The sequence below is a fragment of the Streptococcus sp. IsoGale022 genome (assembly GCF_031142805.1).
GTDB lineage: Bacteria > Bacillota > Bacilli > Lactobacillales > Streptococcaceae > Streptococcus > Streptococcus sanguinis_A.
In genome coordinates, this window is the sequence record NZ_JAKZJI010000019.1 from 1 (window position 1) to 15544 (window position 15544).

Below are 15544 nucleotides of genomic sequence, written 5' to 3' on the forward strand. Positions count from 1 at the left end.
AAGGGGAGGAAGTTTTATTTCTTTCTACATTAGTGATATGCTATATCTAATAAAGAGAAAGGTTTCTCAGCAAGGCTATTATCTAGATGCGAATAAAGAAAGAAAATATACATGGAATTAAGAGATACATTTTCAGAAAGCTATTCAGGATTCTGAAGAGAGAATTCAAGAAATCGAACAATATGAGCAAAAGGGGATTCAAAAATTTTCTTTAGTTAATAAAATAAGATTTTAATTATGAAAAATAAATACATGAAATATATGGATAAATTACAAGATTTAATTGACTTAGAATATCCGAGTCAGAAATTATATCCTGGAATCATACAGGATATCTACAACTTAACTGAACATATAGAACTAGAAGAAAATATCGATCAAATTAGTTTTTTTAGTTTAGCGAGACGATTTGTAGATGAAACTATGGATCATAAAAGTGAGATTTTAGTAGTCTTAAAACAATTGGAGAAAGAATTAAAAAAACAAAATTGATGGATAATACCTTAGATGAAATAAGTCAAAAAGTCAGTAAGCAGGGTTTTCATCTAGATATGATTTTAGAATGCTTGAAGGATTTGGTGCAATTCGTTCGAGAGAAAGATATCAAAAATAATCCTGAAAACATTGACGATTTGGTTGCTGAAAGGGCAGAAGTTTAGAGTATTTTAATTTAACTAATAATAAAGGTATTTGAATAGGTGTTTGTATGACAACAGAAATTCAGCAATACAAAAATTGTACGATATTAAAAAACAACAATGATTATCAGATTCTGTGGAGTAGAGGGAAAGAAGTGCTTAACTTTCCCATTAGTCAGCAATTAGCAGAACGTGTTTCAAAATCAGAAAAAGATTCTTTAGAAGTAATGTTTTATTGTGAAAATCATCGTTGGCCAAAGAAAGATGAGTTAGAAGTTTATAATCAATCGGATACGATTGTACATAGAGGCGATGGATTTATTGTATATGAGACAGACGGGTATTACGAAATTAGCTTCTTTAAAGAAATTGGTGGAGCCATGGGTCCAGAAGTTCGCTATCCTATTTCTAAAGAACTGATTGATAGAGCATTTGAATCTTCTAGGGGAGCATATGAAGTTATGATTTATGCTGAAACAGGGCACTGGCCTTTATAGTAAGGTGGATTACATCATAAGAACAGCCAATAAATAGGGAATAAACAATTAGTAGATATTTGGTAAAAGCCAAAGGAGATAAGAATGGAATCAATTTATGTAAGTCAAAAAGATATGTTGGAAATTTGTCAAGATGGTGATAAGTATTTCTTGCGTTATCCAACTTTTAATATTACCAGCCCAGAAGTGATTAGAGAAATTCCCAAAGAAGCTGCAGATAGTTACATGTCGGGAGAACATACTGGCAAAGAGTTGATGACTTATGCGCAATATGGTTTTTGGAAATCTAAAAAACAGTATACACAAGAAGAGTCGGACAAAATTTTTATACGAAATAATCCCGATTTAATTTTTAATGATTTATCTGATAATAAAAAAATATTTTCTCCTGAAGAATTTAGACAACTCGCCACTCAAGCCATCTCTTCAGAACTCAAGCCAACTGAGCTTGACGCTATTGGTATAGTTAATAGTCATTTAGAGCTTCTTCTGGTGGATTCAGTTGGCTGGGAGGAAGAAATAGAAGCAGTCCATCTGGAAATTTTGCAGGAAAAAATCAACAACTATATCTACTTCCTCGAAAGCAAGCAGTATGTGGCACGATACGGCGATAGCTTTAATAAAAAAGTCATCCATATCACATTCCAGTATTCTCCATCGGATAATGGACTAGCCTTTCTAGCAGCTGTTCAGAAGATATTACAGAATACGGATATGATTTTGAAGATAGAATTGCCGGAGCGAAAAGACTAGCGAAATATAGAGGAGACAATCATCTTCTCTTTTTTAGAGCACTTTGTTTTTTCAGCACCACCTAAGTCCCAATATGTTATAATAAGCAAAGGTAAAATTTCCGATTAGTACCTTTTGATGTGTCGGAAAAGTCGAACAGATTTCTATTTTAATTTGGATTTAGAAACTAAAAAATGGATAAAAGATGGCGTAGCCTATTGAGGAAGAGAAATAGAAGCCTGATTTATGATGTTTTATGTTGAGAGTAGAACTTGCACTAGGAGAATACAAATGAAACCAACAAAACTAGAATGGGAAGATGTCATCCAGTTTGAGGAAATTGAAGGATATGGGAAATCTATCTGGAAAAATAAGGATAAATATTATTTAGTTTCAGAAGAGGGAACTGTGGCTTCTTGGTTAGTAGTCTATGAGTTACCACAAGAATTATTTACCTTACTAGAGAGTGGAGAACGGACTCTACTTGAAATATCTTGGAAGGTTCAAAACGATTGTTGGCCACCGACAGAAGAAGAAAAGAAAGCTAGTGAGAAACGATTTATAGAAGAGAGTCCTACATCATTAATTGATTTACCTGAAACTAGAGAGTTATTTACTCAGGAAGAGCTTGAAAGATTAATTCCAATTGCTGAGCAAATGTGGATTGACTGGAGAGGCAAACTTCCAGATGATTATGTATCACCACTTAAGTAAGGAATGTATAAATGAAACCAACAAGACTACAATGGGAAGATGTTATCCAATTTGAATGAGGTAAAAATAATGCAGTTAAAGCAAGAATTAATGGAATTGCTATTAAAAATAGGGGAGACAAATCTTAATCAGTCGGATTTATTTACAGAAGAAAAACCATCTCTATTCTTACCGGAAGGACGTACTATTTATTTAGAGGGCGATCATTACTACATTGTTGGTGTCGAACGTGGCAAAATAAATTCTGAGAAAAAATTTGATAATAAGGAAGATATTCTTTATTATCTTTTGCAATCATATGTTACTAGAATAGCATCAAAGAATGCATGGACTAATGCTAATGGAGATTTTGAACGTTATAATAGCCTTCTTCAAGAAGAACAAATTCGATTATTTAGTATAATTAATCCTAAGTATGGAGAGAGAAGAAGGAAGGAAATAGACATAAATTAAATTGAAGGGAAAAATAAAGAATTTTAGAGTATATAAAAGTAGGAGATGTTCTATGTGGGGATAAAATAATGAGTAATTTATAATTACAGAAACAGGATCTTCTAAAAGAAATTGAGAAATTAGGTTATTCAAGTTTAAGATATTCAATATTTTCAGAGGAAAAACCTGGAGAATGGGAAGTCGTCATTGAATATAATCAAGTAGAAAATTTATATTTTATATACGGAACAATGGATAGTGGAAGCTTTAATGGAAAGCATGTTTAGTTATTTTTACAATTACAAAGATTTAACATTATCGTTCAACAAATCGACCGAGTAATTATCTAGAATTGGGTTGAATTAACCAATGGAGTGAATAAATGAAAATATATGAAATACCAGAGCCTAAAGATTATCAATCTTTTATTAATTTTTATCGTAATGTGATGGACGAAGGGAAAGAGGAAGAAGCCTTTTTAGGCACAGATGCAAAATATCGTATACGAGAACGGGATTCTTATGAAGTGAATAGTACAGATATTAGTGTATTAATAGAATATTGCTTATTCCCTCTGTATGCAGAAGGTGATAGGGATATAGTGAGAAGAACTTTTGATATTTTAAAAGATTTTAGCTTATCGGTTGACCTAGTCAAATTAGATAAGGTGACTGATTATATTTCTATTCAAAATTGGTTTTTAACTGAATATTCTAATCTTCCCTTTGTCATTGAGACGGATGAATTGGTAAGAAATATTATAGAAAGTATTTCAAAATTATCAGATGAGCAGAAACGTACTTATACCTATGAAAGACTCTGTAATGTATTAGACCGTAGTCCATTATACAGACAGTGTGATGTAGAAAAGGTAGAGAAGATCCTTAAGGAATTCAAGGAAAAATACTACAATCCACCAAAGGTAGTAGGTTCCATTAAAACAGTTGAGAAAATTGAACTAGACGTTACAAGTATTGATGCGATGGGTATCTCTGATGACCATCTAGAGTTGTTGTTGATTGATGAAAACAAATGGATAGAGTCTCTGGAAGAAGAACACTTGTTGAAACTTCAAGAAAAACTCAACAACTATATCTACTTCCTCGAAAGTAAGCAGTATGTAGAGCGATATGGAGATAACTTTGATAAAAAAGTTATTCATATCACATTCCAGTATTCCCCATCTGATAATGGCTTAGCCTTCCTCGTAGCTGTTCAGAAAGTGTTACAACCCACAGATATGAGCTTGAAGGTAGAATTACCTGAGTGAAAAAACTAGCGAAATATAGAGGAGGCATTTGTCTTCTTTTTTTATTCATTTTGTACATCATTCTGTCAATAAATTTTTGTGTGGTATAATGGAATACGTGGAGGGATAAAATGGATAAAGAATATCTAGTTTACCAAAACAAAGTATACTCTAATTTTGTGAATTATATAAATGACTATATTCTTCTTTCAGAAGATCCGGCAATGTTGAAAGAAGGCTATTTCCCCTATAGTTCCTATGTAGATGGTGAAGGAGAAGGTCTATATGGGAAGCTTGTGCCTTATAGTGAGGTTAGTCAGAGGTATTCGGTTTATGATCGTGTTTTGTATAAAGAACATGAATTTACAATTGCTGGTCACAAGCATGGGGATGATGATTTTACAGCACCCGATTCTTATGTGCGACTCCTGGTTTTTGATAAAGAATTTCTAATTGAAAACAATTTAGCTGATGATGCGGAATTATTGGATGAGAAATATGGCCAGACTATGTATGCATCAGGAAAAATCCCTGTCAGCGAAGTAACGATTCTACGTCGTAGAAAGGATTTGCCAGTAGACCGAAGGAGAAAAATATGAAATCAGTTAATTTTACAATAAAAAGCAACCAATCACTAAGGATTGGTGAGGTGCTTCAAGCTGAACTTTTTGAATATTACAGCGTTCTGACAACGGTTTGGCCTTTCTCGCAGCTGTTCAGAAAGTGTTGCAACCTACAGATATGAGCTTTAAGATAGAATTGCCGGAGTGAGAAAAAACCACAGAAATTCCTCGTGAACTTCTGTGGTTTCTTTTTTTACTCTTGATAGGTAACAATGCCGATGATGGTATCAACAGCGCGTTCCATGGTTTCTAGGCTGACATATTCGAAGCGGCCGTGCATGTTTTCGCCGCCGGCAAAGAGGTTAGGGGTCGGGATGCCCATAAAGGAAATTTTAGAGCCATCAGTTCCGCCACGGATAGGCTCGATAATAGGCTGGATGTCCAGACTTTCCATGACTGCTTTGGCGATATGGATAGGTGTCATGTCCTTTTCAATGACCTGCTTCATGTTGTAATACTGGTCCTTGAGAGTCAGGATAACGGGCTCGCTGCCCAGTTCTTGATTCATCTTTTCAGCAATGGTCCGCATAGCAGCTTTGCGATTTTCAAAAGCCTCTGTCTCAAAGTCGCGGACAATGTAGCTAGCATAGGCTTCTTCGACTGTACCGGTCAGGTTCATCAGGTGGTAGAAGCCTTGGTAGCCCTCAGTCTTCTCTGGTCGGTCGGCTTCTGGCAGCTGGTTGTGGAAGTCAATAGCCAATTGCAGAGCATTGACCATCTGGTCTTTGGCAGTTCCTGGATGGACATTACGGCCTTGGAAGGTCAGTTCTGCTCCAGCAGCGCTAAAGGTTTCATATTGTAACTCGCCTAGCGGTCCGCCGTCTACTGTGTAGGCAAAGTCCACATCGAAGTCCTCAGCGTCAAACTTATCAGCACCGATACCGATTTCTTCATCTGGACCAAAGCCAACTCGGATTTCTCCGCGCTTGATTTCTGGATGGGCAGATAGGTATTCGATAGCCGTCATGATTTCAGCAATGCCGGACTTGTCGTCTGCTCCCAAAAGAGTGGTTCCGTCAGTCGTAATTAGGGTTTGGCCCTTGTATTTATGGAGACTGGCGAAGTCCGCAGGATCTAAGTTGAAGCCAGATTGCCCCAGCGGAATCACACCGCCATCATAATTCTCGATGACCTGCGGCTGGATGTTTTCTGCGTTGAAATCCGCCGTATCCATGTGGGAAATAAAGCCAATTTTGCGAGTAAAGCTAGGGTCGTTGGCTGGCAGAGTTCCAATCGCAAAGCCGTTGGGCAGGTAGTAGACATTTTCCAAGCCGACCCGCTTCATTTCAGGTATAAGGACATTTTTGGCAAAGTCCATCTGACTCTGGGTGCTGGGAGTAGTAGTAGATGTCTCGTCTGAGCGCGTGTTGACCTTGACATAAGTCAGGAAACGCTCTAAAAGATTAGGATATTTCATAAATGCTCCTTTTTCATTTCATTTAAATCTATTTTAGCATATTCAGGGGAGAGTGAGAAATGTTTTTCGTTTCTTTAGGGCAAAGGTAAAATCTAGCAATTAGTTTTATATCTTGTCAAAATCTGGTAAACTATATCTATGCAAATGGAAAAAACAATCAGCAAAGCGGTGATTTTGGGGGCTTCGGGAGGTATAGGTCGTCAGTTGGCTAAAGAACTGGCTCAAAGGACAGACCAGCTAGTCTTAGTCGGCAGAGATGAAGCTAAGCTCACTCAGCTGCAAGAGGACCTGTCTGGAGTTCAGGCCAAGCTTTCCTACAGAGTTTTGGATTTGCTGGATGCGGCTGCTGTGGACGACTTTGCTCAGCAGCTAGAGGCAGATCTAGTGATTAATTGCTGCGGTCTGGCTAATTTTGGACCAGCGCTATCTCTTTCGGAAGCAGATGATAATGCCATCTGGCAGGTTAATTACCAAGCGGCGGTTCGACTGATGAAGCAGGTTGCGGATCGCAATCGCAAGATAAGGCTAGTCCAACTTTCCTCTCTGGCAGCCCTTTGTCCCCATCCTTATCTGGCGGCTTACAGCTCTAGCAAGGCCGCTTTGCAGACTTACTGTCTAGCCTTGCAAGAAGAGCTGCGCCTCAAAGGCTCTGAAGTGAAAGTCTGCCTTTACATACTAGGACCGGTTCAGACTGCTATCTTTCCTCCAGAGCTACAGGATGCTTTAGGTGGAAGTCAGTTGCAGATGAGCCCGGAGATAGCAGCACGACACATTATCAGACTGCTTCATCAAGGCCGTTCCTATGCTATAGTTGGCAAGAGATATCGACTACTGGCTTGGCTCATGAAGCTACTTCCGCAAAGATGGATTATCCGTTTGATTGGTGCTTATCTACGAAAGGGGCTTTAATCATGAAACTTATTTTTTTCCTGCTGACTGCTGCTTACCTGCTTCTCTTTATCTTGCGTTGGCTCTTGTCTTTGACTTATTTGAAAAAAGGGCAGAGCAGCACATCAGTCTTTCAAGAGGAGCTTTATACGGTGGTTCAGCCCATCCTATCTGGTGACCCTCGTTTGGAAAATGATTTATTAGCCAATATCCAGCAGACAGAAGCGGTTGAGTTTTATTGGCTGATTGATCAGTCTGATCCAGAAGCTCAGCGAGTGGCTGATAAGATTTGTCGAAATCCCTCTTATGCCCAGCGCATTCGCGTTTTTCTCATGGAGGATGTCCCTCAGGGGATTAATCCTAAGAGTTATAAGATTGAGCAGATTATAGATGAGCTGACCCGGCCTTATCTGATTGTTCTCGACGACGACAGCGTCATTGATTTTTCAAAAATGGGGGAGTTGACAGATTATCTAGGTGAGAATGTTATTTTGACCGGCATTCCCTATAATCAGGAGCGAAGCAATTTCTGGTCCAAGCTAGTGGCAGCTTTTGTCAATGGAAATTCTTTCATTACCTATTTTACCATGGCAGAAGTCAAAGCTAATCACTCGATTAATGGCATGTTCTACATTCTGCCACTTGAATTGTCTAGAGAGCAGAAGCTTTTCAGTGCTATTAAAGACTATCTATGTGATGATTTGGCTGTAGCGGATTTTCTGCGCAGCAAGGGAGTGGAGATTATCCAGACGCGGGTGACCTGTAATGTTCGGACTACTATCAAGGATGCCAAGCAATATTTACTGCAGATGAAGCGTTGGCTGCTTTTTAGCTCTATCTATCTGAAGGAGCACTTGGACTGGAAAGTTGTTATTTTAATTGCTCTGCCTAGTTTCCTGCCCCTTCCTGCCTTGCTCATTAGTTTCTTTCTTGGCTGGCCTTTTGTGCTGCTGGCTTTGCTTTTGCTCTTGGTCAAGGCGGTTTGGATGCTGGCTTATCGTCGTCACATTCTATCCGGCTGGCCGTATCTGGATGAGGTGTTTTATGAGGTACTGACTGACCTAGTCTTGCCTTTGCTTTTCCTCTATGTCTTGCTTAGTCCGCCTCTGATTAATTGGCGGGGAAGGAAGATTCGAGTGACGGATGGGAAAATTCGCTATGAGTAAGATGAAGCAGTACTTGGCTAAGTTGGATGCTCTGTCGCCAGACCAAACCATGTTAAAATCTAGCAAAGTCTTGCTTTTTCTCAGTGGCAGCAGTCATTTGGAGAGCGCTAGTCTGACTGCAGGACAGCTTGAGTTTCTTGAGCAGATTTGTCCACCGGATTTTTCAGTGGTTGCTAGTAATTTTCCCTTTAATCAGAGATTTGAGCATGAGCGGCAAACCCAAGTTTCCTTGTTGACAGCTTCTATTTCCAATATCCGTTACTATTGGCATACTCTCTACAATTCTCGCTTTCAGGAGGCTTTGCAGCGTCACTTGTCTCCTTTACTGGATGCAGAGGAGCCTGTCATTATCTGCAAAAGCTCGGGACTCAATATGCTGACCCAGTGGCTAGAGGGCTTGGGTGAGGAAAATCTGCCGTACAGACTGAGAGTGATTGCGCTGGGGCCTGTTTCACGGAGGATTCTAAATCGCAAGGATATTGACTTGCTGGTCATCAAGGGCAGGAAGGATATTTACAGCAGATTTTTAGATGGCCATCCAGCTGATGTGATGGTGGATAGCAACCATTTTGATTATGAATACAGGGAAGATGTGAAAGGATTAGTTTATGACTGGATTAGAAAAAGTGATAAAGATTGATGTGATTAGTGTGCCATTTAGTGGGCATTTGCTGCCTACTTTGACCTTAGTCAAGCCTCTGCTAGCGGATCCGCGTTTTCAGATTCGGGTTATCACTGGCTGTCAAAAGAAAGAGTTAGTAGAGGAAATCGGTTTTGACTGTCTGGCTCTCTTTCCAGAAAGACCGACAGTGATGGAGGACATCGCCAACACCCCGCAACAAAGCAATCCCCTGATTACCTATCAGCAGTTTCGAGCCAATTCTAGACTAATTCCAGAAGTTATAGACGAATTAAATCGAATTTGGAAAGAGGGCGGCAAACCGGATTTGGTCATAGCGGACTTTGTTGCTTCGCCAGCGAGCCTGATTTCTGATCGCTTTGGCATTCCCTGGATAACAACGATTCCGAGTCCGGTTGCTATTGAGTGCCGGACGACAACTCCGACCTATTTGGGAGGATGGAAACCTCATCAGGGTGTCTTGTACAAATTCAGAGATGCCTTAGGCAGGCAAGCTATTCGTTGTGGAAAGAAAATGGCCTTTGCTTTAGTCCGGAAGAGTTTGGGAGACTATCAAGATTTTAAACTCTATCGGGAAGATGGTACAGAAGCTATTTATTCGCCATACTCTATCTTGGCTTTGGGCATGAAAGAGCTGGAGTTTCGAGATGATTTTCCTAAGCAGCTTCGCTGGGTTGGTTACAAATGCCTGTCCTTTGATCGCCTGCCTGTAGCTCATGAGTCTTATTTTGAGACCGAAAAGAAGCGGGTTTTAGTGACTTGCGGTACGCATTTGAAATGGGAGAAGGAGCGTATGGTGGAGCGGGCGAAAAAGCTAAGCCAACTCTACCCAGATTATCTCTTTTATGTCACCTTGGGTGAAGCTAGTGGCTTGGGAAATGCTCCGAAGAGACTTGCTGAAAACCTGCTGCTCTTTGATTATCTGCCCTATACAGATATTTTGGACAAGATAGATTTTGCCATTCACCACGCAGGGACGGGTATCATGATGGCCTGTATTGAGTACGAGATTCCCAGTCTCATTTTGCCGCAGGATTATGACCAGTTTGACAATGCCGTTCGTGCTGAGCTGGCTCAGGTGGGGTTGGTTTCTCGCAGAAAGAATGATGCAGAAGTGCTGCGGCTTTTTAAAGAATTGACGAATCGCGCGGACTGGTCTCAGTTGAAAACTCTTGCCCAGCAAAGCAAAGAATATCAGCCTACAGAGATTCTCTATCAAGAGCTAGGGCGGCTGCTTAAGGTTGATTTATAACTGGAAAACTCAACAAACCATTAAAGCATACCTCCAATATTAAAATATCTGAATTATTAAATTTCCCTATTCTTTTCAAGGAATAGGTTTTTGATCTATTCAAGTCTTTTTTAAGATGTTAAAATGAAAGTGATTACAAGAAAGTCGTTGGAAAGCCAGCTTGGCTTTCTCGGAGTGACTGAAGAGGAAAGATGATGAAGAAAGCAATTCTAATGATGACTTTTGGCTCGCCAGAGGAGATTAGCTTTGAGGGAGTGGCTGAATTTTTTACCAATATTCGCCGCGGTGTCAGGCCGCAAGACCATGAAATTCAGACCCTCTATGATAACTATGTCCTCATCGGTGGAACGCCTCTGCAGCGTATCAGTCTAGAAGAGGTGGAAAAGGTTCGTCAGCGTTTGGCTGGCGAGTATGCGGTTTATTTTGCCAATAAATTCTCATGTCCTTTTATTCCTGATGTGATTAAGCAGATGGAAGAGGATGGTATTGAGGAATGTATCTGTTTGATCCTAGAGCCTCATTTTTCTTACTATTCTGTCATGGGTTATGAGAAGTTCATCCAGAGTGATTCCATCCGCTTTAATATCATTAAGGAATGGTATCAGGAAGAAGCTATCCTTGATTATTGGGCAGAGGAGCTGAGAAAGATTCTTACAGAAGAGGTTAGAGAAGAGACCTTCAAGATTTTCTTTTCAGCCCACAGTGTGCCTATTCTGGCCTTGGATTTCGGAGATCCTTACATTGATCAGATCTATGACAATGCCCGTTTGATTGCTGACAGGTTGGGTTTGACAGAAGAGGATTATCTCAACGTTTGGCAGAGTGAGAGTGACATTGGGCTCCCTTGGATCAAACCTGACGTGCTGGACTACATGCGTCAGCAAGAAACACATCCGCAGCATTATATTTTTGTGCCGATTAGCTTTATCAGTGAGCATATAGAGGTCCTTTTTGACAATGACGTGGAGTGCAAGGAACTTTGCGAAGATTTGGATGTTGCCTATCATAGACCGCCTATGCCCAATGCAGATGACCGTTTAATTGAGGCTCTGATTCAAACTATCCGTCGCCATGAGCATGAACCATTCAAAGAATGTTTTCCAGAAGAAGAAACCTTCGATGAATTGCAGCCGTCGGAGGAGAGCAGCCAGATTCTTGCAGAGGATGAAGAGCTGAAAATGCCAGATTTCGTCAAGAAACTGATTGAGAAAAAAGGGCGCGAGAATGTTAAGATGCCGTATTTTGTCAAGAAAATGCTGGAGAAAGCAGGAAAGCTGCCCAAGAGTTGATTGTTCATATTCGTTGATGATTTTATAAGATTATTCTAGAAGGAGAAAACCGTGAGACTTTGGCATCAAGATTTGATTGAAAAAACTTCCGCGCCAGCAGCTTTTAGGCCAGCACCGAGAGTGTGCAGCCTTGCGTGGACGAGGGTGGGGCAAGCCACATGCGACGGTCAACTATGTTTTTAAGCACAGCCCTTATCGCCTGTATGCTTATCACCTGCTGATTATGGAGGAGATGCAACGACGGGGCTATCAGCCGGATCCCCTTTGGCTGGATAAGGACTACCGTGGCAAGACCTGCTCGCCTTATCAGGAGTTGCCAGCTGAGGAGCTCGAACATCCCATTTATCCTGAGCATGACGCAGCCTATCTGCAAGAATGCTTGGAAAATCTTAAGGAGAAGGGAATAGATATTTCCTGATTTCCAAGTGCCAAGACGGCATAGTATTAAGGTTATAGAACAAAAAGGAAGAGACAATGCTCTTCCTTTTTGACTTTTATGAGTTCAAAATAAACTTTTCAATAGCTGTAGCGACCCCATTTTCTTCACAGCTGTCTGTGACGGCATCGGCTAGGTTTTTGACATAGTCTGAAGCATTACCCATAGCAACACCGAGACCTGCATATTCCAGCATCTCGATGTCGTTGTTGGCATCGCCGATTGCCATGATTTCTTGAGGCCTGACGTCCAATTGTTTAGCTAATCGCTCTAGGGCAAAGGCTTTGGTCACACCGGCTGGCATGGCCTCGTAAATGACTGGCTGAGAGCGAACACCGCTGAAACGCTGGCAGATTTCTTGGCCAAAGTCAGCTTCAAAAGCATCTACCTGCTCTTGGCTGCCTAAAAACATAGCTTGGAACATTCTGTGTTGACCACTGCAAGCTCCTTCTAGGCTAATCTCGGTTGGAGTGGTGAATACTAAGCTAGCATCATTCACGACATAGGAACTAGCTTTTTCTCCGACGACGAAATAATGCTCTTCATCAAAGAGAGTCAGCTGGACAGGGCTATTTTCAGACAGGCTGTAGAGATAGCGAATATCCTGACCGCTCAGCTCTTGCCAGTCCACCAGACTCCAGTCGCTGGTCTGATGAGTAGCACAGCCATTGTCCACGATGACATATTCGTTTTCTTGTGCCAGGCCCAGCTTGTCATAGTATGGCTTGACACCGACCAAGGGACGACCTGTGCAAAGAACCAATTTGACTCCTTTTTCAATAGCTCGGTGCAGAGCTTCGATGTGAGCCTGGGGAATTTCTTTTTTGCTGTTGAGCAAGGTGCCGTCCATATCAAGTGCAAGAATTTTAATCATAAAGTGTCTCCAAAATTATTCTCTGACTAGTATAGCATAATTTATAGAGAAAGTCCGAGCCTATAGGAAAAATCACTGGTCTTGTGTTATAATAAATAGAATACCCTAAAAGGATGAGAAAAATGAATTTAGAAGATTTGAAAAAACGTCAGGAGAAGATCCGCAATTTCTCCATCATTGCTCACATTGACCACGGGAAATCAACCTTGGCTGACCGGATTTTGGAGGCGACTGAGACGGTTTCCAGTCGGGAAATGCAGGCCCAACTCTTGGACAGCATGGACTTGGAGCGGGAGCGCGGCATCACCATTAAGCTCAATGCTATCGAGCTCAATTATACCGCCAAGGACGGTGAAACCTATATCTTCCACTTGATTGACACGCCGGGACACGTGGACTTTACCTATGAGGTATCGCGGTCGTTAGCGGCCTGCGAAGGGGCTATTTTGGTTGTGGATGCGGCTCAGGGGATTGAGGCTCAGACCTTGGCTAATGTTTATCTAGCGCTGGATAATGACTTGGAAATCCTGCCAGTCATCAATAAGATTGACCTGCCAGCTGCGGATCCAGAGCGGGTGCGGGCAGAAATTGAAGACGTGATTGGACTGGATGCTAGCGAAGCCGTATTGGCTTCTGCCAAGGCTGGTATCGGAATTGAGGAAATTTTAGAGCAGATTGTGGAGAAAGTTCCAGCTCCGACTGGAAGTGTAGAAGCACCGCTAAAAGCCTTGATTTTTGACTCAGTTTATGATGCCTATCGTGGGGTAATCCTGCAAGTGCGGGTTATGGATGGTGTGGTCAAGCCAGGAGATACCATTCAGCTCATGAGCAATGGTAAGACCTTTGACGTGACTGAGGTCGGCATCTTTACTCCCAAAGCCATTGGTCGTGATTTCTTGGCTACTGGGGATGTTGGCTATATCGCAGCCTCTATCAAGACGGTACAGGACACTCGGGTCGGAGATACAGTGACCTTGGCGGACAATCCAGCTGCTGAGCCATTAGCTGGCTACAAGCAGATGAATCCTATGGTCTTCGCTGGTCTCTATCCTATCGAGTCCAATAAATACAACGACCTGCGTGAGGCCCTTGAAAAGCTCCAGCTAAACGATGCCAGTCTGCAGTTTGAGCCAGAAACATCACAGGCATTAGGATTTGGGTTCCGTTGTGGATTCCTGGGCTTACTGCACATGGACGTCATTCAGGAGCGTTTGGAGCGCGAGTTTAATATTGATCTGATTATGACGGCTCCGTCTGTTATCTATAAGGTCAATATGACAGATGGTGCCTCCCTTGATGTGTCCAATCCGAGCGAGTTTCCGGACCCGACCAAGATTGATTCCATCGAGGAGCCTTATGTCAAGGCGCAGATTATGGTGCCCCAGGAATTTGTCGGAGCGGTGATGGAGCTGGCCCAGCGCAAGCGCGGTGACTTTGTGACCATGGACTATATTGATGATAATCGGGTCAATGTCATCTATCAAATTCCGCTTGCTGAAATCGTCTTTGACTTCTTTGATAAGCTCAAGTCCTCTACTCGAGGCTATGCTAGCTTTGACTATGGAATCTCTGAGTATCGCTCGTCCAAGCTGGTGAAGATGGATATTCTCCTTAATGGCGACAAGGTCGATGCTCTCAGCTTTATCGTTCACAAGGAATTTGCCTATGAGCGTGGTAAGCTGATTGTAGACAAGCTCAAGAAAATCATTCCTCGTCAGCAATTTGAAGTACCCATTCAGGCTGCTATTGGTCAGAAAATCGTGGCTCGGACAGACATCAAGGCTCTGCGTAAGAATGTCTTGGCCAAGTGTTATGGTGGTGACGTTTCTCGGAAGCGCAAACTCCTAGAAAAACAAAAAGCCGGTAAAAAACGGATGAAAGCTATCGGATCTGTCGAAGTTCCACAAGAAGCCTTCCTCAGCGTCCTGAGTATGGATGAGGAATAAAGTCCGATGAACTTTATTCGCCTGAGCCCTGAATTATAAAAGAGAAGAAAATTTCAGTTGATGTTATTCACCTGAGCTTGGAAATAGGAGACTGAGGCAAATCTTGGATAAACCGATTATCTTGATAATAGCCATAATTTTCTTTATTGGTCTTACAAATTTGGTTTTATACCTATTCTATCGACGGGAGAAGAATATTCAGAAAAAATGTACTTCTAAAATTGAAGGTCTTGTGGTTGATTATGACAACCGTAATGAAATGGCTATCCCTTTGCCTGTTGTAGAATATCTCGTGAATGGGACAATATACAGAAAAAAATTGAATATCCTTATTATGTAGAAACTCCTAGGAAGAAAGAGCAAAAGGGTGTCTTTGACAGGAAATATATTCTTGGTGCTGGAAATAATTTACAGTTAAGAGAAATATTTCCAAAAGGCTCGGCCATGACGGTTTATTATAATCCTGAGAAGCCTGAAAAAGCCTTTGTAGAACGTTATGCTAGCCATGATAGAATCTTTAAGTTGCTAATAATAATCTTTTCCATTATTGGTTTTGTTCTTATCGCAATAGTTCTAGTAATTTCCTGTTAGAGTTGATAATTATTTGAAACTAGTTTGCTCATTATTTTGCATTTTCAGCTATGAAATGCCCTAGTCTCAAAAATGTCTTCTAGCTTTCCTGATAGTCTTGGTAGCTTTATCTCTTGTTACTTATACTCTAATGAAAATTATAGCAATCATAAATCGTCAA

General features: G+C 41.2%; 17 protein-coding genes and 3 pseudogenes. 18 read left to right on the plus strand and 2 right to left on the minus strand.

Going from position 1 to position 15544, the window contains the following annotated elements; all coding sequences use genetic code 11:
* The first annotated feature begins 261 nt into the window (after positions 1-261).
* The 10 genes and pseudogenes from RG608_RS09435 to RG608_RS09480 all read left to right on the plus strand — a co-directional run.
* Positions 262-492, plus strand: coding sequence for a hypothetical protein (locus tag RG608_RS09435; RefSeq protein ID WP_268687791.1), 231 nt, complete (start codon positions 262-264; stop codon positions 490-492).
* Entirely contained in the window at positions 492-659 is a 168-nt protein-coding gene (locus RG608_RS09440) for a hypothetical protein (RefSeq protein WP_268687792.1), read from the plus strand. The genes RG608_RS09435 and RG608_RS09440 overlap by 1 nt, the downstream gene beginning before the upstream one ends.
* Positions 660-706: 47 nt before the next feature.
* Positions 707-1135: a hypothetical protein gene (locus RG608_RS09445; RefSeq protein WP_268687793.1), complete on the plus strand. Its 429-nt coding sequence runs from the start codon at positions 707-709 to the stop codon at positions 1133-1135.
* An 84-nt stretch (positions 1136-1219) separates the two neighbouring features.
* Positions 1220-1888: a DUF6572 domain-containing protein gene (locus tag RG608_RS09450; RefSeq protein WP_268687794.1), complete on the plus strand. Its 669-nt coding sequence runs from the start codon at positions 1220-1222 to the stop codon at positions 1886-1888.
* Between the two features lie 270 nt (positions 1889-2158).
* Positions 2159-2581, plus strand: a complete 423-nt coding sequence (locus RG608_RS09455) for a hypothetical protein (protein WP_268687795.1) — start codon at positions 2159-2161, stop codon at positions 2579-2581.
* 51 nt (positions 2582-2632) lie between these two features.
* On the plus strand, positions 2633-3034 hold the full coding sequence (locus RG608_RS09460; protein ID WP_002913501.1) for an Imm63 family immunity protein: 402 nt from the start codon (positions 2633-2635) through the stop codon (positions 3032-3034).
* 98 nt (positions 3035-3132) lie between these two features.
* Positions 3133-3300: pseudogene (locus RG608_RS09465) on the plus strand (Imm59 family immunity protein); the annotation flags it as partial.
* A 95-nt stretch (positions 3301-3395) separates the two neighbouring features.
* Positions 3396-4283 (plus strand): NAD glycohydrolase inhibitor, encoded by an 888-nt coding sequence (gene ifs, locus RG608_RS09470; protein ID WP_268687796.1) that lies wholly within the window; start codon positions 3396-3398, stop codon positions 4281-4283.
* Between the two features lie 110 nt (positions 4284-4393).
* A complete protein-coding gene (locus RG608_RS09475; RefSeq protein WP_268687797.1) occupies positions 4394-4861 on the plus strand; it encodes a hypothetical protein in 468 nt (155 codons plus the stop codon).
* Positions 4858-4947, plus strand: a pseudogene (locus RG608_RS09480) (DUF4299 domain-containing protein); the annotation flags it as partial. The gene RG608_RS09475 and the pseudogene RG608_RS09480, both read left to right, overlap by 4 nt.
* Positions 4948-5078: 131 nt before the next feature.
* Here the strand turns inward: RG608_RS09480 and pepT are convergent.
* Positions 5079-6302, minus strand: coding sequence for a peptidase T (pepT, locus tag RG608_RS09485; protein ID WP_308946907.1), 1224 nt, complete (start codon positions 6300-6302; stop codon positions 5079-5081).
* A 138-nt stretch (positions 6303-6440) separates the two neighbouring features.
* Between pepT and RG608_RS09490 the strand changes: the two genes are divergently transcribed.
* From RG608_RS09490 to RG608_RS09515, 6 genes and pseudogenes are all read left to right on the plus strand, one after another.
* Entirely contained in the window at positions 6441-7211 is a 771-nt protein-coding gene (locus RG608_RS09490; protein ID WP_308946908.1) for an SDR family NAD(P)-dependent oxidoreductase, read from the plus strand.
* A 2-nt stretch (positions 7212-7213) separates the two neighbouring features.
* Positions 7214-8356 carry a glycosyltransferase gene (locus RG608_RS09495; protein ID WP_268687800.1) on the plus strand — a complete coding sequence of 381 codons (1143 nt, stop codon included), beginning with the start codon at positions 7214-7216 and terminating at the stop codon, positions 8354-8356.
* Complete coding sequence (locus tag RG608_RS09500; RefSeq protein WP_268687801.1) at positions 8349-8996, plus strand: hypothetical protein; 648 nt, start codon at positions 8349-8351, stop codon at positions 8994-8996. Before RG608_RS09495 ends, RG608_RS09500 begins: the two co-directional genes overlap by 8 nt.
* Positions 8965-10248 carry a glycosyltransferase gene (locus tag RG608_RS09505; RefSeq protein WP_002930714.1) on the plus strand — a complete coding sequence of 428 codons (1284 nt, stop codon included), beginning with the start codon at positions 8965-8967 and terminating at the stop codon, positions 10246-10248. The genes RG608_RS09500 and RG608_RS09505 overlap by 32 nt, the downstream gene beginning before the upstream one ends.
* Before the next feature lie 194 nt (positions 10249-10442).
* On the plus strand, positions 10443-11537 hold the full coding sequence (gene hemH, locus RG608_RS09510; RefSeq protein WP_032906586.1) for a ferrochelatase: 1095 nt from the start codon (positions 10443-10445) through the stop codon (positions 11535-11537).
* A gap of 51 nt (positions 11538-11588) precedes the next feature.
* Positions 11589-11955 (plus strand): annotated as a pseudogene (locus RG608_RS09515) (TIGR02328 family protein).
* A 76-nt stretch (positions 11956-12031) separates the two neighbouring features.
* On the opposite strand, the gene RG608_RS09520 reads toward RG608_RS09515, so the two are convergent.
* Positions 12032-12847 (minus strand): Cof-type HAD-IIB family hydrolase, encoded by an 816-nt coding sequence (locus RG608_RS09520; RefSeq protein ID WP_002930711.1) that lies wholly within the window; start codon positions 12845-12847, stop codon positions 12032-12034.
* 122 nt (positions 12848-12969) lie between these two features.
* On the opposite strand from RG608_RS09520, the gene lepA reads away from it, so the two are divergent.
* Positions 12970-14793: a translation elongation factor 4 gene (gene lepA, locus RG608_RS09525; RefSeq protein ID WP_308946909.1), complete on the plus strand. Its 1824-nt coding sequence runs from the start codon at positions 12970-12972 to the stop codon at positions 14791-14793.
* A 444-nt stretch (positions 14794-15237) separates the two neighbouring features.
* Positions 15238-15384 carry a hypothetical protein gene (locus tag RG608_RS09530; RefSeq protein ID WP_002930706.1) on the plus strand — a complete coding sequence of 49 codons (147 nt, stop codon included), beginning with the start codon at positions 15238-15240 and terminating at the stop codon, positions 15382-15384.
* The last annotated feature ends 160 nt before the right edge of the window (positions 15385-15544 follow it).